This window comes from Fusobacterium sp. DD2 (assembly GCF_018205345.1).
Taxonomy (GTDB): domain Bacteria; phylum Fusobacteriota; class Fusobacteriia; order Fusobacteriales; family Fusobacteriaceae; genus Fusobacterium_A.
In genome coordinates, this window is the sequence record NZ_JADRHM010000134.1 from 1 (window position 1) to 654 (window position 654).

The 654-nt window shown below is 29.2% G+C and carries 1 protein-coding gene; it reads right to left on the minus strand.

Annotated features, from left to right (window positions below; translation table 11 throughout):
* Positions 1–254 precede the first annotated feature (254 nt).
* The coding region (gene mutT / locus IX290_RS11445) for an 8-oxo-dGTP diphosphatase MutT (protein ID WP_211493319.1) at positions 255–654 on the minus strand (400 nt) is incomplete at its 5' end.

Genomic DNA, 654 nt, shown 5'->3' on the forward strand with positions numbered 1-654 from the left:
AAACTCTTCGTTCAATCTATTTATTACTCAGTAAAATTTACTGAAATTAATTACACCAATTTATTGTTGTGTTTGCATTACTTATCTTTCTCTATTCTGTTGCTAATGTCCTTCGCAGATTTCTCCGCATGTGATATATATGATACGCCATTCTCAGAAAAATGTCAAGGACTTTTTTTCTTTTTTTATCAAAAAATAAAAAGAATTCAGTAAAATATTTTACTGAATTCCCAATTTTAAATAATTACGATGCTTTATTCACCTTTTAATTTTTTTATTATAATAGAGTCTGTTGGAACCCACATAAGAGAATTTAAATTTTCTCTTTTTAACCATAAAAAAGCTGCATGCTCTTTTAAGATAAAATCATCCATATTTTTTATCTTACATAAATAACATCTCAAACTTATTTTAAACTCTTTATATTCTTTTTTCACCCAAATAAATATATCTCCAACATTTATATCAAGATTAAGTTCTTCCTTCACCTCTCTTTTAAGAGCCATGGACGGGGTTTCTCCCTGTTCGATTTTTCCTCCTGGAAACTCCCACATATTTCCAAAACTTTTGCCAAGAGGACGTAAAGTACACAATATCTCCGATTTTTCATTTTCAATTATAGCCGCAACTACCTCAATCTCTGTCTTCATAACC